We start from the raw sequence: 21,710 nt of genomic DNA, 5'->3' as shown, positions 1-21,710 counted from the left end.
AGGTCAGCTTTTTGTGCGTGCTGATCCTGTCATCCTCGATAGCCTCTGTATTCAGCATAGAACCGGGGCCGGGTTGACGATTGTTTTGCTTCAATCGTGCCAACTGCGTGCCTGTGCCGCTGCGCGAGGTGCAGGCAAGTGCGCTACAATCGGCGCTTGTGCACAGTTCAATGATTTTGAAGGAAAACCATGACGTTCAAGGCGCCGGACAGCCTCTCCGAGCAAATTGCCCATTACCTGGCCGAGCGGATCATCCGCGGTGAGCTCAAACCTGCCGAGCGCATCCAGGAACAGAAGGTCACCCAGGCGCTCAATGTCAGCCGTGGCTCGGTGCGCGAGGCACTGCTGATACTCGAGCGCCGGCACCTGGTGACCATCCTGCCGCGCCGTGGCGCGCAGGTTACGGCGCTCAACGAGCACAACGTGCGCAGCCTCTGCACCCTGATGAGCGAGCTGTACATCCTGCTGGGCAATGCCGTGGCCAGTGCGCCGCGCAGCGAAGCCGAACTTGCACCGTTTCTGGTCATCCAGCAGCGTCTGCACGCCGCCAGTGCGCGCCAGGACATTAAGGCCTTCGTCGAAGAGAGCTTCGCGGTGATGCGCGCCGCGTATCCGTTCGCCAACAACCCCTACCTGCAGGAAACCGTCGAGAACCTGCAGCCGGCCATGAGCCGCACCTATTACCTGGCGCTGGACCAGCGCAAGGCCAACATGAACGACTTCCTGGTGCTGTTCGCCCAACTGCTCGAAGCGGTGGTGGGTGGCGACCTGCCGCGTATCCGCGAGGTGCTGACGCAGTACTGCGAGCGCAGTTGCACGCTGGTGCTGTCCTCGCTGGTTGCTGGCTGAGCATGCGCCTCAAGTGCATTCGCCTGGCGGGGTTCAAGTCGTTCGTCGACCCGACTACCGTCAACTTCCCCAGCAACATGGCGGCCGTGGTCGGCCCCAATGGCTGCGGCAAGTCCAACATCATCGATGCGGTGCGCTGGGTGATGGGCGAAAGCTCGGCGAAAAACCTGCGTGGCGAGTCGATGACCGACGTCATCTTCAACGGCTCCACCAGCCGCAAGCCGGTCAGCCAGGCCAGTATCGAACTGGTGTTCGACAACAGTGACAACACCCTGGTGGGTGAGTATGCCGCCTATGCCGAGATCTCGATCCGGCGCAAGGTGACCCGCGACGCGCAGAACACCTATTACCTCAACGGCACCAAGTGCCGTCGGCGCGACATCACCGATATCTTCCTGGGTACCGGCCTGGGCCCGCGCAGCTACTCGATCATCGAGCAGGGCATGATCTCCAAGCTGATCGAGGCCAAGCCCGAAGAGTTGCGCAACTTCATCGAAGAGGCCGCCGGCATCTCCAAGTACAAGGAGCGCCGCCGCGAAACCGAAAACCGCATCCGCCGCACCCACGAGAACCTTGAGCGCCTGACCGACCTGCGCGAAGAGCTGGAACGTCAGCTCGAACGCCTGCACCGCCAGGCCCAGGCAGCGGAGAAGTACAAGGAATACAAGGCCGAGGAGCGTCAGCTCAAGGCCCAGCTGGCGGCCCTGCGTTGGCGTGCGCTGAACGATCAGGTGGGCCAGCGCGAGGCGATCATCGGCGACCAGGAAGTGGCCTTCGAGGCCCTGGTGGCCGAGCAGCGCAATGCCGATGCGAGCATCGAGCGCCTGCGCGACGGTCACCACGACCTGTCGGAGCGTTTCAACCTGGTCCAGGGGCGCTTCTACTCGGTAGGCGGCGACATCGCCCGGGTCGAGCAGAACATCCAGCACGGCCAGCAGCGCCTGCGCCAGTTGCAGGATGACTTCAAGGAAGCCGAACGCGCGCGTCTGGAAACCGAATCGCACCTGGGCCACGACCGCACCTTGCTGGCGACCCTGGGCGAAGAGCTGGAGATGATCGAGCCCGAGCAGGAACTGTCGCTGGCGGCAGCCGAGGAGGCCGCCGCGACCCTTGAGGAAGCCGAGACCACCATGCATGGCTGGCAGGAGCAGTGGGACAGCTTCAACACCCGCTCCGCCGAGCCGCGCCGCCAGGCCGAGGTGCAGCAGTCGCGCATCCAGCAGCTGGAGCAGAGCCTGGAGCGCGTCTCGGAGCGCCAGCGCAAGCTGGGCGAAGAACGCGACCAGTTGAGCGCCGACCCTGAAGATGCGGCCATCCTGGAACTGAACGAACAACTGGCCAGCAGCGAATTGCTGCTCGAAGACCTGCACCTGGAAGAACAGCAGGTGATCGAGCGCCTCGACGCGCTGCGCGAGCAATTGCAGCAGGCCGCCCAGGCGCAGCAGCAGGCCCAGGGTGAACTGCAGCGCCTGGGTGGCCGGCTGGCATCGCTCGAAGCCTTGCAGCAGGCCGCGCTGGACCCAGGCAGCGGTACCCTCGACTGGTTGCGCGCGCAGGGCCTGGAGCAACGCCCACGCCTGGCTGAAGGCCTGCGCGTGGAGCCGGGTTGGGAGCTGGCGGTGGAAACCGTGCTGGGCGCCGACCTGCACGCGGTACTGGTGGACGACCTGGCCGGGCTCGACCTGACGGGCTTCGAGCAGGGCGAGTTGCGTCTGCTGGAGGCCGCCGGCACCGGCAAGCGCCTTGCCGGCAGCTTGCTGGACAAAGTACAGGGCGGCGTTGACCTGGCCCCCTGGCTGGGCCAGGTCAAGCCGGTCGAGAGCCTCGAGCAGGCATTGAGCCTGCGCGGCCAGCTGGCCGACGGCCAAAGCCTGATCAGCCGCGACGGCTACTGGGTGGGGCGCCACTTTCTGCGGGTCAGCCGAGGCAACGATGCCCAGGGCGGCGTGCTGGCCCGCGGGCAGGAGCTTGAGCTGCTGGGCCTGGAGCGTCTGGAGCAGGAAGCTGCCCTGGAGCAGCTCGAAGCGCAGTTGCTGGCCCTGCGTGAACAGCAGCGCGTGCAGGAAGACAGCCGTGAACAACTGCGTCGTCGCACCCAGGAAGAAGCCCGCCAGCAAGGTGAGCTCAAGGCCCGTCTGTCGGCCGGCAAGGCCCGCGCCGAGCAGCTGACATTGCGCCGCCGGCGCCTTGAAGAAGAGCTGGCCGAGCTGCTGGAACAGCGCGCCATCGAACACGAAAGCCTGGGCGAGTCGCGCCTGCACCTGCAGGAAGCCCTCGACCTGATGGCCCACGACACCGAACAGCGCGAGGCCTTGCTGGCCCAGCGCGACAACCTGCGCGAACGCCTCGACCGCGTGCGCCAGGAAGCCCGCCAGCACAAGGACCACGCCCATCAGTTGGCGGTACGCCTGGGTTCGCTGCGTGCCCAGCACGACTCCACGCGCCAGGCCCTCGAGCGCCTGGAGCTGCAGTCGGAGCGCCTGAACGAAAAACGTGAACAACTGAGCCTGAACCTGGAGGAGGGCGAGGCGCCCCTCGAAGAGCTGCGCATGATGCTTGAGGCGCTGCTGGAAAAGCGCATGAGTGTCGACGAGGAAATGCGTCAGGCGCGCCTGCACATGGACGAGGCCGACCGCGAACTGCGCGAGGCCGAAAAGCGTCGTACCCAGGCCGAGCAGCAATCCCAGCTGCTGCGCGGTCAGCTCGAACAGCACCGCATGGAATGGCAGGGGCTGAGTGTGCGGCGCAAGGCCCTGCAGGAACAGTTGCAGGCTGACGGCTATGATCTGGAAGGCGTGTTGGCGACCTTGCTGGCCGAGGCCAGCGAGCAGGAGGCTGAACTTGAGCTGGAGCGCATCGATGCGCGCATCCAGCGCCTGGGCGCGATCAACCTGGCGGCCATCGACGAGTACCAGCAGCAGTCCGAGCGCAAGCGCTACCTCGACGCCCAGGATGCCGACCTGGTCGAGGCCCTCGATACCCTGGAAAACGTGATTCGCAAGATCGACAAGGAAACCCGCAACCGCTTCAAGGATACCTTTGATCAGATAAATGCCGGATTACAGGCACTTTTCCCAAAAGTTTTCGGTGGTGGCAGCGCTTATCTGGAACTGACGGGCGAAGATCTACTCGATACAGGGGTAACGATCATGGCGCGCCCGCCGGGCAAGAAGAACAGCACCATCCATCTGCTCTCGGGCGGCGAGAAGGCGCTGACGGCCCTGGCCCTGGTGTTTGCCATCTTCAAGTTGAACCCGGCACCGTTCTGCATGCTCGACGAGGTCGACGCGCCGCTGGACGACGCCAACGTCGGACGCTATGCGCGCCTGGTCAAGGAGATGAGCCAGACCGTGCAGTTCATCTATATCACCCACAACAAGATCGCCATGGAAATGGCCGATCAACTGATGGGGGTGACCATGCACGAGCCCGGTTGCTCGCGGCTGGTGGCGGTGGACGTGGAGGAGGCGATGGCCATGGTCGACGCCTGAAAAACGGATATAACGCACGAACTTGCAGCAAATGCCCCTGTCAGTTGCGACAGACGGTGTAAAGTTATCTTTGGTCGTGCTAGCTTAATGTAAATTTTTCTATGCGTGGGTAAAACGCCTGTCAGAACATAGAGTTGGCGCCACGTTTTAAAGGGGTTTAAACCCTTTATTTTTCAGCATTTTTCACAGAGGCACGGGATTACATGGAAATCGGTCTGCGCGAGTGGCTGATCGTCATCGGCATCATAGTCATTGCCGGTATTCTTTTTGACGGCTGGCGCCGCATGCGCGGCGGCAAGGGCAAGTTGAAATTCCGTCTGGACCGCAGCTTCTCCAACCTGCCGGACGAAGAGACCAGCGCCGAAGTGCTGGGCCCGCCGCGGGTGCTTGACGACCACAAGGAGCCCCAGCTCGACGAGCACGACCTGCCGTCGATGACGGCTGCGCGCGAGCAGCGCGAGCCGAAGGTGGGCAAGGGGTCCAAGCGCGCCAAACGTACCACCGAGCCGCAGCAGGGCGACCTGAACCTGGCGGCCGAGCCACGCGAGCCTGACCTGTTCGGCAATGCTGACGACGACTTCCCGGACGAAAGCCCCAAGAGCACCGGCTTCGGTGCCAGCGAAGGCAAGGACCTGCCGCCGGTCGAGGAAGTGCTGGTGATCAGCGTGATTGCCCGCGACGAGAGCGGCTTCAAGGGCCCTGCACTGCTGCAGAACATCCTGGAAAGCGGCCTGCGCTTTGGCGAGATGGACATCTTCCACCGTCACGAAAGCATGGCCGGCAATGGCGAAGTGCTGTTCTCCATGGCCAACGCGGTCAAGCCTGGGGTGTTCGACCTGGACGACATCGACCATTTCAGCACCCGTGCGGTCAGCTTCTTCCTTGGCCTGCCGGGCCCGCGCCATCCCAAGCAGGCGTTCGACGTGATGGTGGCGGCGGCGCGCAAGCTGGCCCATGAACTGAACGGCGAGCTCAAGGATGACCAGCGCAGCGTGATGACCGCGCAGACCATCGAACACTACCGCCAGCGCATCGTCGAGTTCGAGCGCCGCGCCCTGACCCAGAAACGCTGACAGGTATGGCCGCTCCCTGCAGGAGCTGGCCTTGCCGGCGAAAGCTGCCCCGCCGATCCACCGATTTGAACGCCAAGAGCAGCCCCGAGCTGCTCTTTTGCTTTGCAAGAGACGACACACATGACCGCCCAAACCCGCATCCTCGAACTGCGCGCCGAACTCGACCAGCACAACTACCGCTACTACGTGCTCGACGAGCCAAGCGTCCCGGACGCCGAATACGATCGCCTGTTCCGCGAGCTGCAGGCCCTTGAGGCCGAACACCCCGAGCTGGTCACCCCCGATTCCCCCACCCAGCGGGTGGGCGGCGCGGCGCTCTCGGCCTTCACCCAGGTGCGTCACGAGGTGCCGATGCTGAGCCTGGGCAACGCCTTCGAGGAAAATGACCTGCGCGAGTTCGACCGGCGCGTGGTCGAAGGCCTCGACCTGCCGACCGGCGACCTGTTCGGCGCAGGGGCGGCGGTGGACTACAGCTGCGAACCCAAGCTCGACGGCCTGGCGGTCAGCCTGTTGTACCGTGACGGCCTGCTGGTGCAGGGCGCCACCCGTGGCGACGGCACCACCGGCGAAGACATCAGCGTCAACGTGCGCACCATCCGCAACGTGCCGCTCAAGCTGCAGGGCAAGGGCTGGCCGGCGGTGCTGGAGGTGCGCGGCGAAGTGTTCATGAGCAAGGAGGGCTTCGAACGGCTGAACGCAGCCCAGGCCGAGATCGGCGGCAAGACCTTCGCCAACCCGCGCAACGCCGCCGCCGGCAGCCTGCGCCAGCTCGATTCGAAGATCACCGCCAGCCGCCCCCTGGAGTTCTGCTGCTATGGCGTGGGCCAGGTGTCCGAGGCGATCGCCGACACCCACATCGGCACCCTCGAAAAGCTCAAGGGCTGGGGCATGCCCATCAGCCGTGAACTGCGACATGCCGCCGGTATCAAGGAATGCCTGGACTACTACCGTGACATCGGCGAGCGGCGCAACGCGCTGCCCTACGAGATCGACGGGGTGGTGTTCAAGGTCAACAGCCTGGCCTCGCAACGCGAACTGGGCTTTCGTGCCCGTGAGCCGCGCTGGGCGATAGCGCACAAGTTCCCGGCCATGGAAGAGCTGACCGAGGTGCTCGACGTCGAGTTCCAGGTTGGCCGCACCGGTGCGGTAACGCCCGTCGCACGGCTCAAGCCGGTCAAGGTGGCCGGCGTGACCGTGGCCAATGCCACCTTGCACAACATGGACGAAGTGGCGCGCCTGGGGGTGATGATCGGCGATACGGTGATCATCCGCCGTGCCGGTGATGTGATCCCGCAGGTGATGCAGGTGGTCACCGAGCGTCGCCCGGCCGATGCGCGTGCGGTGCACATCCCTACCCAGTGCCCGGTATGTGGCTCGCAGGTCGAGCGCACCCAGCTGGTCAAGCGCAGCAAGGGCAAGGAAACCGTCAGCGAAGGCGCGGTGTACCGCTGCGTCGGCCGCCTGGCCTGCCGCGCGCAGCTCAAGCAGGCGATCATCCACTACGTGTCGCGCCGCGCCATGGACATCGAGGGCCTGGGCGAGAAGAGCGTCGAGCAGTTGGTGGACGAAGGGCTGATTGCCTCGCCGGCAGACCTGTACCGCTTGAAATTCGAAGACATCGTCGACCTCGAAGGCTTTGCCGAGGTGTCCAGCAACAAGCTGCTGGCCGCCATTGCCGACAGCAAGCGCCCGAGCCTGGCACGCTTCATCTACGCCCTTGGCATCCCGGATGTGGGCGAGGAGACCGCCAAGGTGCTGGCGCGCTCGCTGGGCTCGTTGCAGCGCGTGATGGTGGCGTTGCCGCAGGTGCTGACCTACCTGCCGGATATCGGCCTGGAAGTGGCGCACGAGATCCACAACTTCTTCGAGGACGAACATAACCGCAGCGTCATCGCGCAACTGCTCGAGAACGGCCTGCAGTTGCAGGAGGAGGGCGAGCTGGCCGCCGAATTCGCGGCCAGTACGACCCTGGCCGGGTTGATCGCCAAGCTCGACATCCCTTCTGTCGGCCCGACGGGTGCCGAGAAGCTGGTGGCCAAGCTGCAAAGCCTTGAGCGCATCATTGCCGCCGACGGCATCGACCTGCGCCAGGCGCTGGCAGCCAAGCAGGCGGATGCGGTGCGCGAGTTCTTCCTGGTCGAGGCCAACCAGGCACTGGCGCGCAGCGTCGAGGCGCAACTGCGCGAGTTCGGCATGCACTGGGAGAGCGAGAAGAAGGTTGCCCAGGGCTTGCCGCTGGCGGGGCAGACCTGGGTGCTGACCGGTTCGCTGGAGCGCATGAGCCGGGATGTCGCTAAGGACAAGCTGGAGAGCCTGGGGGCCAAGGTGGCCGGTTCTGTTTCGGCCAAGACCCACTGCGTGGTGGCGGGCCCGGGGGCGGGCTCCAAGTTGGCCAAGGCTACTGAGCTGGGGCTCAGGGTGTTGGATGAAGATGCGTTCGTGGCGTTTCTGTCGGAGCAGGGCATAGCGGTGTAGCGGTCACGCGGCCCGCTTCTACCCGAAGGGCGTGGGAGCGGGCTTGACCCGCGATCGAGCGCGAAGCGCTCGCAACACCTGAGCGCACGGTGCGTCAGGCACACCGCAAGCGCTGTCACGCACATGGTGTAGGCTAGGCTCCAGCCAGGAGGTGGCCCCATGTACCCATTCTTCGAACAGCTCGTCGCCCGTATCGCCGCACCCTTCGTCAGCCAGGCACGCCGCAGCACGCGCGTGTGGCAATGCGAGTGCGGACAGTCCGTGTTCTTTCGCAACAGCCAATGCCTGGCCTGCCAGGCGTCGCTGGGCTACTGGCCCGATACCCACCATGTCGGCACATTGCTGCCGGCCGCTGTGGACGGCCTGTGGTACCTGGACGGCCAGCCAGAACTCGGCCCGCTCAAGCGTTGCGCCAACCTCGACACCCCGGCTTGCTGCAACTGGCTGCTCGCTGTCGACGACCCCGAAGCGTTCTGCCTGGCCTGTCGCCTCAACCGCACCATCCCCGACCTGTCGTTCACCGAAAACCACCTGCGCTGGCGCAAGCTGGAAACCGCCAAGCGCCGCCTGATTGCGCAACTGCTGCACCTGGGGTTGCCGGTCACGCCCAAGCAAGGCGCAGCCGGCGAGGGCATCGCCTTCGACTTCATCGGCATCGACATTGCCGGCAATCCCCCCACCACCGGCCACGCTGGCGGCCTGATCACCCTGGATATCCGCGAAGCCGACGACGACTGGCGCGAGCAGGTGCGCGTGCAGCTTCAGGAGCCCTACCGGACCGTGCTGGGCCACCTGCGCCACGAGATCGGGCATTACTACTGGGACCGTCTGGTGGCCAGCAGCGCCTGGCTGCAGGACTTCCGCCGCCTGTTCGGCGACGAGCGCGCCAGCTACGCCCAGGCCATGGAGCGCCACTACCAGCAAGGTGCACCGCTGGACTGGGCAGTCGCCCACGTCAGCGCCTATGCCACCATGCACCCCTGGGAGGACTGGGCCGAAACCTGGGCGCACTACCTGCACATGACCGATGCGGTGGACACCGCCCTTGCGCTTGGCATGGACGCCTCGGTGATGGACCTGGACTATCCGCCGTTCGATGCCCGCAGCCTGTACCAGCCCGAGCACCCTGGGGCGCCTGCGTTCCTGGCGTTCATCAATGCCTGGGTGGAGCTGTCGGCGATGCTCAACGAGCTGTCACGCAGCATGGGCCAGACCGACTTCTACCCGTTCGTGCTGAGTGCGCCGGTGGTGGCCAAGCTGCACTTCATTCACTGCGTGATCCAGGGCGATGCCCCGGCGGCAGTCACAAGTCCTTGAGCCAGAGTGGTTTTTTCACGGTACAGAGGTTGTAACTTCGCGTCAGACCGGTACAATGGCCCCGCTCGCTGCCAGGCGAGCATCGTTATGGTGACCCCATCGGTCCCCCCGCAACGATTACCCGTAAACCTGGTCAGGCCCGGAAGGGAGCAGCCACAGCGGGAACATCGTGTGCCGGGGTGTGGCTGGTGGGGCCGCCTCCATTTCTGTAAATAATTGATTTCTAACGGTTTTTTGCTCCGAGACACGCAAGTGGTCCAAGGAGTGATCCACCGTGTCAGCCGTACCTTCCTACCTCTGGTTGTCCCGACACTCGATCTTTTATTTCAGGATCGTGGTGCCCGAAGTCCTGCGTCCGTTGTTTCCTTGCGCTGAAATCCGTCGCTCCCTGCAGACTCGCTGCAAGCGCGAAGCGTTGATCCGTGGCCGTGAGTTGCTCCTGCAGGTTCAGCGCCTCTATACCCAAGCCTTCCAAGGTATTCGGCCCTCGCTCGATTACTTGCGTGGTGCGTGGGAGGCGGGAGGCAAGCGAGTTGCCAGTTGGGCTTCATGGCTTCGTCAGCAGCAGTTGGTCGAAGTAGCAACTTCTGGTGTGCTCCGTCAGGATCAGCCGCAAGTGATCGAGGGTGGAGAGCTGAAGAAGGCAGTCGAGGGTGTGTCGATCAGTCGTGGTCATAAGCTCCGCAGAGGCTCTTCGGCGACTTCTCAGGGGAATGGGGCGGTCATGCTGCCAGATGTTCCGAGCGTTTCTCCTAGCTTCTCCAAGGTGGTTGAGGAGTGCCTGGGGCAGCAGGGGCTGGAGGGTGTCTCGGTCAAGACCCTTGACGACAAGCGATCTGTTGCCACCTTGTTGGTGCGGATCATTGGCGATCTACCCATGGATCTGATTACTCGCCAGGATGCCCGGAAGTTCCGAGAAACAGCCCTCAAGCTGCCTCCTCGCATCAACCAGCTTCCTAGCTCCTTGTCCCTGGAGGAGGTCATCAGGACAGCAACCAGTACGATCAGCCACACCACGTTCAACAACTATGTGAAGAACCTGACCACCTTCTTCACCTACGCCATTCGTGAGGGCTACTGCGAGCGAAACCCCTTCGATGGACTGCGGGTGAAGCAGCGTGGCAAGGTCAGCGAGGAGCGCAGCGTGTTCACTGAGGATGATCTGCGCCGGTTGTTCTCGAAGGAGGTCTATTCATCTGTCAGCAGCAGGAAGCCGAATCAGTACTGGTTGCCTCTGCTGGGGCTGTATACCGGAGCCAGGCTCAACGAACTCTGCCAGCTCTACCTCGACGATGTGGTGACCATTAATGGTGTGGACTGCCTCCACATACGTGCCGCACGACCAGATCAGAAGCTGAAGACCGCATCCTCCGAGCGACTGGTGCCGATCCACTCCAGGCTGAAGGCGTTGGGCTTCATCGAGTTCATCCAGAAGCAGCGGGCAGCTGGGCATCAGCGGATTTTCCCTGAGCTGACTTGCCACAAGAAGCATGGCTACGGGGCTGCTCCGTCGAAGTGGTTCACCCGTGTTCGTGAGCAGTTGGGTTTCAAAGATGGTGAAGGGCAGAAGGACTTCCACAGCTTCCGTCACACCATAGCTGATCACCTGAAGCAGAAGGGCGTCAGTGAGGCTCTGGTCGGTGGACTGCTGGGGCATCAGACTGGTGGCATCACCTTCAGCCGCTATGGGAAGGACTTCAGGCCTGAGGTGCTGGCTCCGGTGGTGGAGGCGGTGGACTTTGATGTTGTCGGCTGGTTGCAGCAATGATGATCTGCACTGCTTATTTACATGGTCAGGTGATCTTGCGTTTGGCTAGAGCGCGGTATTCACCGAAGGGGACTAGTGATTTGTCTTTAGCCACTTGTCGTTTCCCTCTAGGTTCATCCTCGCCGTCGACCTTGCGGTTCTTCCCGCAGGAGAAGCACTTCGACCAACCTTCGGAGTTGATCGAGAGTGCGTCGGAAGAACCACAGTCAGGACACGGCAAGTGGGTCTGTACCCACTCGCTCATACTGCAAGCTCACGTTCGGCTTGCTCCAAGACAGCCCTGGTGTAGACGTTCACCCGTACTTCCTGCTCCCCATTGCGGGTGTGGACAGTGCGTTTCTGTTGAGCAGGTTGCTGTCCCTGGGCACGCATCAGCTTGGCGGCTGCCTGACCCAGGCGGATCTTGTAGCTGTGGTTGAAGTAGCGATGGGTGAGTGCGCGGTACTCATCGACAGTCAGGAGGTTCAGCTCGGCGTGCATCACCGCGTTCTGAACAGACATGACCGCGTTCTCGGCGGAAAGACGATCCCGCTCGGCCTTGAGTTGCTTGGCCTGGGCGATGACCTTCTCCATATAGGAGAGGGGATCATCGAGCACATCCTCGACTGCCTTGTAGTGGACAGCTACGCCTTCAGTTGCCAGCCGGTCGTAAGAGCGGATGACTTCGAGGTTGAACTTCGGGCTTATCCACATGGCATAGGCGTACACCAACTCCTTCACAACATAGGTGCCCCCGGTGCGGCCCGTGACAGCCTTAATCGGAGAAAGGGTGGGATTTCCCACCTTTAACTCGTCGATCAAATCTTTGGCTATCGAGTATCGAAGCCACTCGGCTGGTTTGTGGTTTGGGTTTGCCCCCGCCGCCTTGTGCAGGTCGTTCAGGCAGTAGCGGCCTTCCGCGTCTTGCTTGATGGCCACGTCACATACGATCAGATTGCTCATGGTCTCTTTCCTCTGGGCATGAAAAAACCCGCGTTGTGCGGGCCTGAAAGTTTTTCGCGGATTTGCGAAAAAGTTTTTTGGGTGCTCGGAAGTCGGGCTGTGCGGGTCTGAACCTTTTTCCCGAATCTGTGAAAAAGTTTTTGGTTACTGGTGCTTGCCAGAGAGCCAGTCCAGGACGAACTGCTCGCGGTTAATCAGGTAGCAGCGGAAGCGGTGACCCTCTTCGGTTCGGGCAGTCATCAACTCCAGGCGCTCCTCCTGATCCACCGGGAAGCCGTACTCGTCTACCTCTTGGTATTTCTTCTCAGTCATCGTCTACCTCACTTACCGATCAGTGCTTTCAGGTTCTCAGAGGTCTCCTTTGCGGCCTGGGCCTCAGCGATCAGCAGCATGTTCTTCTGCTGGAGCTGGTCGATTTGTTCGGTGTTGCGGCTCACCTCGATGTTGTTGGTGGCGGACAGTTGTTCGAGCTGGTCGATGACCTTGGAGAAGGACTTCAGGATCTTGTTGAGCTGGATCATTGGGTGCGCTCCTTGCGAGTCTTCAGGGAGTAACGGGCATAGCGTTGGCCGGTCAGGTTGTTGATCTCGATCTCAGAGCTGATCGGATAGCCCATCTCTTTGAGATCGCTGATGCGGCGAGGCAAGGCCATCACGCCGAAGTCCAGGAGAGCGGATCGTTGGGTGATCGAATGGCCTTTCTTCAGGTGGTTTCCGCAAAAAAATACCCCCGGCACCCAAGTCGCAGAGCGACCTTCTGCTAGAAGCAGATAACGGGGTGCTGGGGGTTGCCAGAGGAGAGAGGTATAGCTATTCGTTCGGAGCTTTCATTGCTCGGAGTGCCGGGAGATTCTTCTGCAGGGTCGCCTTCCATTGACGCTTGACCTCGGTAATAGCCTCGGCGAAGTTGGCTTTGGAAGGATGGGTACAGGTTGCCGCTGCAGGTTTGCTAGTGGTAGGAGCAGACTGCTTAGGCTTGCGAACTTCAGGCGAGATCTGTTTGTAGATTCTCGTCATCATGACTTTCGGTTGTCTCCACGGGACACTTTGTTACGAGCGGTTAGTTTCACGTCTATGGTGAATCTGATGAGCATGAAGTAGGCCAGAGGCATAAAGAGCCATATGGTGACAGCGACGATGAAGACTAGGTCAAGCAGTCGCATACTCACGCTACCTCCTTGGACTGCTCGGTGAGGTAGTCTTCGACGTGGATGCAGTTAGCGAAGCTGGTGCTGAGGATCTGCTCGATCTCACCAAAGGATTTCCTCGCAGCGAACAGCACTGAGGCAAAGTCATATGCTCGGCTGTACTCGTTGAGATCTTCAGTGTCGAGGGTGTCACGGATGCGTCTCCCCACCATGTCCTCCCAATCACCAGCTCCCATGCCAGTCAGTACTCTGCACACCAGCGACTTGATTCTTTTTTCATCTTCAGTGGCGACCTGTTGAACCATGCTGCGGGGGATCTCTCCTGCCTTGGCCTTGTTGCCAGCCTCGGCCCGTGTAAGGTGAGTCACACGGTTGTCTGTGCGGATCAAGGACTCAGCGCGAATTCCTGTGTACTCGCTCAGGCGAACCACAAGGCGTTCCATGTCGAGGAAGTACCGCCGAATATTGTCACCTTCGTGGGTACGCGCTTGCATTGCCATAAGGGCTGCCACGTCTCGGGAGAGAATGTAGTCGGTTTGTGGGCGACCAGCGCCAGAAGATGGCTTGGTTAATTTCGCATAAATTTCTGCGTTATTCTCGGCGACGGGTTTGATGTACTCGTCAGCCCAAGCACGGAACCGCCCATAGGGTTTGCCGATTCGCTCCCATAGCTTTCTAGCGGGGATGCACGGGGTCTTGGCGTCATCTACCAACGGGAGAACTCGGCGAGTGGAGGACATGCGGGAGATTTCTGCCTCAGTAAAGCCGAGATTACGTAGTGTCTTGGGAGGACAATTATTGATGGTGTGATTAAAAGATCTGCCAGTACGTTTGGTCTTCATGTAGGTATTCCTTTTTGTGCAGCCGTCAGAGTCCCTTCCGCCCACGCCACCAGCTCCCACCTACAAGGGAAAGCATGGACGGCTCGAACGGCTGGACAAAACGGGCTGGTTTTGGGTTGAAGCAGCAAGGGGAGCTGCTGTTGTTACTTGAGGTTGAAGTTGAAGATGGGCTGTGATGGATGAATGAGTGGTGGATATGATGTCTGGAATACCACCATCATTACTCCTGACACATGACCATCATTTCTGACACATGACCGAGGAACCTGGTTAGAAGAGCGGAGATGCTCTCGGTCAGTTGTGTCGGAGATGGGGAGTCGTCTCTGAGGACTGATCAATCACTATCACTATCGTGGTCAGAACAGATGAGGGTGGAAACATCAAGGTGGACTTGTGGTTAAACTTATAGCTTCACCATAAGTTGCTCCACAAGATCTGCTTGATGTAATCACTCATAGTCATCAATTTCATAGGTGATATTGATGGTGATGATTTATATGAAAAGAACCAGAAGACACTCTTATAGTGGCTTCGCCATCCACTTCTACACCCTGCAGTCGACGCAGGTAGCCAGCCTCGACTGGATGCCATCACCTTCCAGCCAGCTATGTCAGGTTCGCCATCGCCCATGACCCGGTGCTCCCTAGTCCTGCGGATGCAGTTAGGGCGAGTGAGAGGGGCTGTGCGCCTGAAGCTCAAAGTAGCAGTGGGTACTCGGTCACCGTCCAGCGAAGATACTGAAGCGATGATCCCTTTCCCAGTTGAGACGTTTCTTTCTCCATAAGTGCGTCCTAATTGAACTTCGTCGATCTTGTAGGGAAATTGCAGGTTTCTGACAGTCGCTGTCCAGGGTGGCCGCCATATACCGATCACGGTCATCCCGATCATGCGCTAGGGAATGTTTCCAGTAGTGTCTCGTCGATTGACTTCAAGTGACTTGCATCGTGTTTGAGGCGGAATATCGCGTCATCGACGTGCCGGTTCCCGAACCCTTCACCATGTTCTAGGCCCATTGTGGACGCTAGCGTCTTCCTGTCTCTACAGATGCCATCAGTTGGCCTGTCTCTGTAGTAGACTGCGCGAATTTGTTCAGTACTGCTTGGAGATGTACCTTGGTCAGCGGAGATGTAGAAAAGCGCTTGTGGGCTGTAGCCGACCAGCTATGGGCGAACACAGGGCTGAGGCCCGCAGAATTTTCCGTTCCCGTCCTCGGGCTGATCTTCCTGCGGTACGCCGAGAAAATTTACGCCGCCGCCGAGGAGAAGTTGGGGCCGATTGGTTCTGGTGGTCGACGCAAGGTCAGCAAAGATGACTACATGGCGGAAGGCGTGATCTTCCTGCCAGAGAAGGCTCGCTTCTCCTACCTGCAGACCCTCACCGAGGGTGACGTCATTGGTCTTGCTATCAATGATGCGATGAAGGCCATCGAGGAAGAGAACATCGACCTCAGAGGGGCATTGCCTCGCAACTACATTCAGTTGGGCAACAAGGTACTGCTGGAGCTGATCAGGCTGCTCGGCCCTGTCGATCTGACTGGTGATGCCTTCGGTAAGGTATATGAGTACTTCCTGAGCAACTTCGCCCTCAAGGAAGGCCAGAAGGGCGGCGTCTTCTACACCCCCGAGCCCATCGTAAAGTTGATCGTGGAGATCATTGAGCCTTACCACGGGCGGATCTTTGACCCGGCTTGCGGTTCCGGTGGCATGTTCACCCACTCTGCTGACTTCGTGAAGCGTCACCATAAGGCGGCAATGGAAGAGATCTCAGTCTTTGGTGCTGAGAAAGAGCAGGTCACCGTCAATCTGAACAAGATGAACCTCGCTGTTCACGGCCTCTCCGGCGATGTGCGCGTTGCGAACACGTACTATGAAGATCCGCATGAAGCAGTCACTCGTAACGGTGGTCGCTTCGACTTCGTGATGGCCAACCCTCCATTCAACATGTCGGGCGTAGACAAGGAGCGTCTGGAAGGAGATCTCCGGTTCCCCTTTGGCGTACCGAAGACAGACAATGCTAACTACCTCTGGATCCAGCTCTTCTACGCATCGCTGAACAAGAGCGGTCGTGCTGGTTTTGTCATGGCGAACTCGGCGGGTGATGCCCGAGGTAGCGAGCAGGTGATCCGCCAGAAGCTCATCGAGACTGGCGCGGTTGATGTGATCGTCTCGGTTGGCTCGAACTTCTTCTACACCGTGACCCTGCCCTGCACACTTTGGTTCTTCGACCGTGCTAAGGAGCTTGATTTAGAGCGAGCAGATAAGGTGCTGTTCATCGACGCTCGCCACATCTATCGGCAGATCGACCGGGCGCATCGTGACTGGCTACCTGAACAGATCGAGTTCCTCGCGAATATCGTGAGGCTTTACCGAGGTGAGGCTCCGGAACTGGAGCAGGGCAGTGCTGAGCTGCTGGCTGAAAAGGGGTTGGGCGACGGCTATTTAGATGTTGCAGGGCTGTGCAAGGTTGCCACTCGGGAAGAAATCGAAACGCAGGGCTGGTCGTTGAACCCAGGGCGGTATGTAGGCGCTGCTGCGAGGGAGGCTGAGGATGTGGACTTTACGGAGCGATTGGAAGAGTTGGCTGAGCAGCTCGAGATTCTGAACGCAGAGGCGCGAGAACTTGAGGGTACGGTTTTAGATAGTGTGGCGAAGATACTTGAGGTGTCTCTGAAATGAATGTGTTTCTAGAGGCTCCACTAGAGAGCCTTTGTCGGAAGGTGACGGACGGAACTCATGATTCGCCGAAGTTGTTGTCAGATGGCGTTCCATTCATAAAGGGGAAGCACATTTCTCGAGGGGTTCTGGATCTCGATTATTGTGATTATATAAGCTATGAAGATCATTTGAAGGTTGTTGCGCGCTCCAAGCCGGAGAGAGGCGATACCTTGTTTTCCAATATTGGGTCTGTTGGTGATTCTGCATTTGTTGATACTGATGCTGAGTTTAGTATAAAAAACGTTGCGTTATTTAAGCCTAATTTTGAAAGGGTTATACCTAAGTATCTTTTTTTTCTTTTGCGTAGTCCAGGTGTTTTAGACGGGCTGCTTTCTATACGCTCTGGTTCAGCGCAGCCGTTTATTGGTCTCGATACTTTGCGTAAGTACAGTGTTCGATACCACTGCTCTCTTTCTGCGCAGTCGCGGGTGGTTTCGATTCTGTCCGCCTACGACGATCTCATCGAAAACAACACGCGGCGCATCGAGGTCCTCGAAGAAATTGCGCGGCGGTTGTACGACGAGTGGTTCGTTCAGTTCCGCTTTCCGGGGTATGAGGGGGTTACGTTCAAGGAGAGTGAGCTTGGTTTGATTCCAGAGGGGTGGCAAGTTCTCCGGCTTGGCGATTGCGTTGAGCTGGCTTATGGAAAGGCTCTGAAAGCACAAGATAGAGTGCCAGGTGATTATCCTGTTTATGGGTCTAGTGGTGTCGTAGGGACTCATTGCGAGTGTTTGGTGGAGGGGCCAGGGATTGTCGTGGGAAGGAAGGGTAACGTTGGAAGTGTTTTTTGGAGCGATGTCTCGTTCTTTCCTATCGATACTACCTACTACGTAAGAAGTGATGTTCCATTTTCTTATGTGTACTTCAATTTGCAGAGACAACGCTTCCTAAATAACGACGCCGCGGTGCCGGGGCTTAATAGAGAACAAGCATATGCATTGCCGTTTTTGCTTCCCGAGCAAGATGTGCTGTTAAGGTTTAGCTCCGAGTGGGAATCGATTTATGGCTTGCTGAGACGCCTTGAACGCATCAATGTAAACCTTCGAGCCCAGAGAGACCTGCTCCTACCCAAGCTAATCTCCGGCGAGATCGACGTATCTGATATCCCCATGCCGACCTAAAAGGAGTTCAGGCGCATGAGTCCAGTAGCACCGCATTCGCACCACTATTCTGAAGACACGCTGATCGAGCAGCCAGCCATCGCGCTGTTCGAGTCTCTCGGTTGGGAAACCGGGAACCTCTACGGTGAATGGACAGGTAGTTCTTCCAGCGAAGGTCGCCAGACTCAACAGGATGTGGTGCTGGAAGATCGTTTGCGGGCGGCGATTCTTAAGCTCAACCCTGAGCTACCTCAAGAGGCCATCGCTCAGGTGGTTGAGGAGATAACCCGAGATCGTTCCAAGCTGTTGGAAGTCAACGCCAATCAGGAAGTCTATCGGCTGCTGAAAGACGGGGTGCCTGTATCGGTCAATGATGAGTATGGGCACAGAGCACTTAAGGTGGCCAAGGTCATCGAGTGGGGAAAGGTTGAGGAAAACGATTTCTTCCTCGCCTCCCAGTTCTGGGTAAAGGGTGACTACCACACCCGGCGTCCGGATTTGCTGGGCTTTGTGAACGGCATCCCGCTGTTGTTCGTCGAGTTGAAGGCAACCCACAAGACCCTCAAGGCAGCCTTTGATGGCAACCTCACTGACTACCGTACCGTCATTCCACAGCTTTTCACCCACAACGGACTGTTGATGCTGTCGAACGGCTCCCAGACAGTGGTGGGCAGTACGTTCTCACCGTGGGAGCATCTGTTCGAGTGGAAGCGGATCAATGACGAAGGTGAGAAAGGTGTTGTCTCCCTTGAGACGGCGATCAGGGGGATCGGTGAGCCTTCTAGGCTGCTGGACATCATCGAGAACTTCACCGTTTTCGAGGAGGTGACTGGCGGACTGATCAAGAAGATCGCCAAGAACCACCAGTATCTAGGGGTCAATAAAGCCATTGATGAGGTCCGGCGTACCAAGGATCGGCCCAAGGATCAGGCCGGGCGGCTTGGGGTCTTCTGGCACACCCAAGGGTCAGGCAAGTCTCTATCGATGGTCTTCTTCGCTCAGAAGATCCTGCGCAAGATCCCAGGTAACTGGACGTTCGTGATCGTCACCGACCGCAATGAACTGGACGAGCAGATCTATAAGACCTTTGCTGCTACAGGTGCTGTGGGTGAGGTAGAGGCCCATGCCACCAGTGGCGCTCACCTCAAGCAGTTGCTCAGTGAAGACCACCGGTACGTCTTCACGCTGATCCAGAAGTTCGGCACCAAGAAGGGTGAGGTCTACCCCCAGCTATCGGATCGGCAAGACATCATCATCATCACCGATGAAGCCCATCGTTCCCAGTACGACACGCTGGCAATGAACATGAGGACAGCACTTCCTAACGCTGCCTTCCTGGGCTTCACAGGGACGCCTCTGATGGCTGGCGAAGAGAAGACCAAAGAGGTCTTCGGTGATTACATCTCCGTCTACGACTTCGGCCAGTCCATCGCTGACGGTGCCACGGTTCCGCTCTACTACGAGAACCGCATTCCTGAGATGCAGCTCATCAATGAGAACCTCAACGAGGATATGGCGGAGCTTCTCGAAAATGCTGAGTTGGACGAGGAGCAAGAGCGAAAGGTCGAGCAGGTCTTCGCCCGTGAGTACCACCTGATCACCCGAGAGGATCGCCTTGATGCCATCGCCAAGGATCTGGTGAACCACTTCGTTGGGCGTGGTTACCAGGGCAAGGCCATGCTGGTGTGCATCGACAAGGCCACCGCCGTCCGCATGTACAACAAGGTTCAAGATCACTGGAAGACGTATCTGGCTGATCTGAAGGCTCAGCTCGTAAAGGCTCCCAAGGAGCAGCAGGAGGAGTTGCAGCACAAGATCCAGGTGATGACTTCGACCGACATGGCGGTGGTTGTCTCGCAGGGACAGAATGAGGTGAAGGAGCTAGCCGACAAGGGGCTGGACATTCTTCCGCACCGTAAGCGCATGAATGAGGAGAACCTGGGCGAGAAGTTCAAGGACTCCAAGGATCCCCTGCGTTTGGTCTTCGTGTGCGCTATGTGGATCACCGGCTTTGATGTGCCATCGTGCTCGACCATCTACCTCGATAAGCCGATGAAGAACCACACCCTGATGCAGACCATCGCTCGGGCCAACCGGAAGTATGCGGGCAAAGAGGCGGGCCTGATCGTCGACTATGTAGGGGTCTTCCGTAAGCTGCAGGAGGCTCTGGCCATTTATGGTGGTGCTTCTTCTGGAGACGGTGGAGAAGGTGGGGAAGGCGGGCCGATCAAGAACAAGTCTGAATTGGTCGAGTACCTGAAGCACCTGCTTGCCAGGGGCGTCGCATTCCTGTCCGAGCATGGGGTGAATGCCCAGGCTATCAAGGATGCGCAGGGGTTCGAGAAAGTGGCAAAACTGGATGATGCAGTTGAGCAACTGATCGCCAGTGAGGAAATCAAGAACAACTTCCTCGGTCAGGCTCGGATTGTGTCTCGGGTCTACCGTGCAATTCTTCCTGATCCCGACGCCAACGATCTGGCTCCTGATGCAGTGCTGATCTCTGTTATTGCCCAGAAGATCAAGGCGCTGGCTCCGCCGGTAGACATATCCGAGGTGATGCAACAGGTCGAGGAGTTGCTGGATCAATCCATCGCTCCAGTGCCTTACATCATCAAGGAAGACGACGATCAGCCACTGCATGACCTCAGCCAGATCGACTTCGAGAAACTCAAGGAGAAGTTCAACCAGGGGCGTAAGCGCACAGAAGCTGAGAAGCTACGAGCCCTGCTGAGCATGAAGCTGGAAACCATGCTTACGGAGAACCCCACCCGCAAGGATTTCATGGAGAAGTTCCAAAAGCTGATCGACGCCTACAACTCTGGAAGTATGAACATCGAGGTGTTCTTCAAGGAGTTGTTGGATATGACTGCTGGTATTCAGCTAGAGGATCAACGTGCCATCCGCGAAAACCTCTCTGAGGAGGAGTTGGCGTTGTTCGACATCTTGACCAGGCCAGTGCCAGAGCTTGCGGATAAGGAGAAGGCCCAGGTCAAGAAGGTCTGTAAGGAGCTTCTGGAAACACTGAAAGCCGAGAAGCTGGTGCTCGATTGGCGGAAGAAGGACAGGGCCAGGAGTGATGTGCGGCGCACCTTAGAGATTGCCTTCGACCGGGGTTTACCTGATAGCTATGACGAGGTGATCTACAACGAGAAGTGCGATATGGCATTTCATCACATCTTCACGAGCTACTACGGGGCGGGTGAGAGCGTTTACTCGGCTGCTCGGTGAGACTGGCGGATGAGTCTTGAGGTTTTCTTGATGTGCATGGTGGAGCGAAAAAACAAATACGCCCCACCGCTCAACCTCGCATCATGCAATCAGGCTGCTGTCCCTGGCTTGGCCAGCCTGTAGACGGACTGGCGGCTGATGCCCAGTCGCTGGGCTATCTCAGTTGGCCCTAGCCCCGAATCAAGAAGCTCCACCACCTGGGCTGCGTCGATGCTGGCGGGCCTTCCTTTATAGATGCCCTTGGTCTTCGCTTTGGCGATTCCCTCGGATTGCCTTCCCTTGATCATTGCCCGCTCGAACTCGGCACATGCCCCGATGACGTGCAGCATCATCTTGGCAAATGGGTCTTCCTGATCAGGGCGGAAGGTCAGGTTCTCCTTGTGGAAGCGCACTGATGCGCCCTCGTTGGTAAGCTTCTGGACGATGTCGCACAGATCTCTGAGATTCCTGGCCAAGCGGTCGATGCTGTGAACATGGACGGTATCGCCTGAGCGAACTGCCTTGAACAGATCAGCTAGCCCAGGTCGTTCGGTGTCCTTACCGCTGACCTTATCGCTGAAGACTCGCAGGAACTGCAAGCCACTGTCAGCAAGCTGTCGGTCAGTCTCTTGGTCTGTAGTGCTCACTCGCAGATAGGCAAGGTCTGCCATGATGGTTCCCTCCCTTGGGTGTAACTAATGGGTCTGTAATCAAAATATCTCCGTAACATATGTCGAAGTCAACCCATACGTTACGCAAAGAGAGGGGGGTAGGAGGCTGGTGCA

15 protein-coding genes and 1 other RNA gene are annotated in these 21,710 nt (G+C 58.9%); 10 read left to right on the top strand and 6 right to left on the bottom strand.

Features of this window, described 5'->3' with window-relative positions:
* The first annotated feature begins 189 nt into the window (after nt 1-189).
* The 7 genes from V9K84_RS13510 to V9K84_RS13480 all read left to right on the top strand — a co-directional run bounded on the left by V9K84_RS13510 (nt 190) and on the right by V9K84_RS13480 (nt 10,973).
* Nucleotides 190-849: a GntR family transcriptional regulator gene (locus V9K84_RS13510; RefSeq protein WP_043862359.1), complete on the top strand. Its 660-nt coding sequence runs from the start codon at nt 190-192 to the stop codon at nt 847-849.
* A 2-nt stretch (nt 850-851) separates the two neighbouring features.
* A complete protein-coding gene (gene smc / locus V9K84_RS13505; protein ID WP_054915591.1) occupies nt 852-4,340 on the top strand; it encodes a chromosome segregation protein SMC in 3,489 nt (1,162 codons plus the stop codon).
* A 203-nt stretch (nt 4,341-4,543) separates the two neighbouring features.
* The gene (gene zipA, locus V9K84_RS13500; RefSeq protein WP_088515621.1) at nt 4,544-5,413 is read left to right on the top strand and encodes a cell division protein ZipA; all 870 of its coding nucleotides are present in this window, start codon (nt 4,544-4,546) and stop codon (nt 5,411-5,413) included.
* Nucleotides 5,414-5,533: 120 nt separating this feature from the next.
* Nucleotides 5,534-7,888, top strand: coding sequence for an NAD-dependent DNA ligase LigA (ligA, locus tag V9K84_RS13495; protein WP_054915589.1), 2,355 nt, complete (start codon nt 5,534-5,536; stop codon nt 7,886-7,888).
* Between the two features lie 159 nt (nt 7,889-8,047).
* Complete coding sequence (locus tag V9K84_RS13490; RefSeq protein ID WP_088515622.1) at nt 8,048-9,205, top strand: putative zinc-binding metallopeptidase; 1,158 nt, start codon at nt 8,048-8,050, stop codon at nt 9,203-9,205.
* 97 nt (nt 9,206-9,302) lie between these two features.
* An RNA gene (ffs, locus tag V9K84_RS13485) (signal recognition particle sRNA small type) lies at nt 9,303-9,399 on the top strand.
* A gap of 80 nt (nt 9,400-9,479) precedes the next feature.
* The gene (locus V9K84_RS13480) at nt 9,480-10,973 is read left to right on the top strand and encodes a site-specific integrase (protein ID WP_088515623.1); all 1,494 of its coding nucleotides are present in this window, start codon (nt 9,480-9,482) and stop codon (nt 10,971-10,973) included.
* A gap of 240 nt (nt 10,974-11,213) precedes the next feature.
* On the opposite strand, the gene V9K84_RS13475 is transcribed toward V9K84_RS13480, so the two are convergent.
* The 5 genes from V9K84_RS13475 to V9K84_RS13455 form a co-directional block, all read right to left on the bottom strand.
* Entirely contained in the window at nt 11,214-11,915 is a 702-nt protein-coding gene (locus V9K84_RS13475) for a KilA-N domain-containing protein (RefSeq protein ID WP_088515624.1), read from the bottom strand.
* 144 nt (nt 11,916-12,059) lie between these two features.
* The gene (locus tag V9K84_RS13470; RefSeq protein WP_168186868.1) at nt 12,060-12,227 is read right to left on the bottom strand and encodes a hypothetical protein; all 168 of its coding nucleotides are present in this window, start codon (nt 12,225-12,227) and stop codon (nt 12,060-12,062) included.
* A gap of 8 nt (nt 12,228-12,235) precedes the next feature.
* Complete coding sequence (locus tag V9K84_RS13465; protein WP_088515625.1) at nt 12,236-12,436, bottom strand: hypothetical protein; 201 nt, start codon at nt 12,434-12,436, stop codon at nt 12,236-12,238.
* Nucleotides 12,433-12,567 (bottom strand): hypothetical protein, encoded by a 135-nt coding sequence (locus V9K84_RS13460; RefSeq protein WP_338790523.1) that lies wholly within the window; start codon nt 12,565-12,567, stop codon nt 12,433-12,435. The genes V9K84_RS13465 and V9K84_RS13460 overlap by 4 nt, the downstream gene beginning before the upstream one ends.
* A 512-nt stretch (nt 12,568-13,079) precedes the next feature.
* Entirely contained in the window at nt 13,080-13,904 is an 825-nt protein-coding gene (locus V9K84_RS13455; RefSeq protein WP_088515627.1) for an antA/AntB antirepressor family protein, read from the bottom strand.
* Between the two features lie 1,112 nt (nt 13,905-15,016).
* On the opposite strand from V9K84_RS13455, the gene V9K84_RS13450 reads away from it, so the two are divergent.
* The 3 genes from V9K84_RS13450 to V9K84_RS13440 are packed head-to-tail and all read left to right on the top strand — an operon-like array spanning nt 15,017 to nt 20,946.
* Nucleotides 15,017-16,579 (top strand): class I SAM-dependent DNA methyltransferase, encoded by a 1,563-nt coding sequence (locus V9K84_RS13450; protein WP_088515628.1) that lies wholly within the window; start codon nt 15,017-15,019, stop codon nt 16,577-16,579.
* Nucleotides 16,576-17,739, top strand: a complete 1,164-nt coding sequence (locus V9K84_RS13445; protein ID WP_088515629.1) for a restriction endonuclease subunit S — start codon at nt 16,576-16,578, stop codon at nt 17,737-17,739. The genes V9K84_RS13450 and V9K84_RS13445 overlap by 4 nt, the downstream gene beginning before the upstream one ends.
* A 15-nt stretch (nt 17,740-17,754) precedes the next feature.
* Nucleotides 17,755-20,946 carry a type I restriction endonuclease subunit R gene (locus V9K84_RS13440; protein WP_088515630.1) on the top strand — a complete coding sequence of 1,064 codons (3,192 nt, stop codon included), beginning with the start codon at nt 17,755-17,757 and terminating at the stop codon, nt 20,944-20,946.
* Between the two features lie 89 nt (nt 20,947-21,035).
* Here the strand turns inward: V9K84_RS13440 and V9K84_RS13435 are convergent, their stop codons facing one another.
* Nucleotides 21,036-21,596, bottom strand: a complete 561-nt coding sequence (locus V9K84_RS13435) for a recombinase family protein (protein ID WP_088515631.1) — start codon at nt 21,594-21,596, stop codon at nt 21,036-21,038.
* Nucleotides 21,597-21,710: the final 114 nt, after the last annotated feature.

This window comes from Pseudomonas sp. AE27, from assembly GCF_037113495.1.
In the GTDB taxonomy this organism is placed as follows: Bacteria; Pseudomonadota; Gammaproteobacteria; order Pseudomonadales; family Pseudomonadaceae; genus Aquipseudomonas; species Aquipseudomonas palmensis.
The sequence above is the reverse complement of the archived record's forward strand: the minus strand, read 5'-3'. Positions and strand labels throughout refer to the sequence as shown.